We start from the raw sequence: 224 nt of genomic DNA, 5'->3' as shown, positions 1-224 counted from the left end.
CGTATACATATACAAGTGAAGATGCAACTGCAACTACAATAGATATACCGGGCAGTGTGATCAACAACGCAAGTACAATTTTTGGAGATACTAATGTTTTGAATGAGATATCAACAATAGTGGGTTCAAGTGAAACTTTAACCTCATTGGTAGACAACGGAGATGGTACGATGACGTATACAGATGAAGACGGAGTGGCAACTGTGATCAATTTAAGCACAGCC

General features: G+C 39.3%; 1 pseudogene. It reads left to right on the top strand.

From position 1 onward, the window contains the following. Positions 1-224, top strand: a pseudogene (locus tag NHF50_RS15620) (hypothetical protein); the annotation flags it as partial.

The sequence above is a fragment of the Flavobacterium sp. NRK F10 genome, from assembly GCF_024054235.1.
Taxonomy (GTDB): Bacteria; Bacteroidota; Bacteroidia; order Flavobacteriales; family Flavobacteriaceae; genus Flavobacterium; species Flavobacterium sediminis.
Note: the sequence above shows the minus strand (reverse complement) of the source record. Positions and strands in the feature narration are given on the sequence as shown.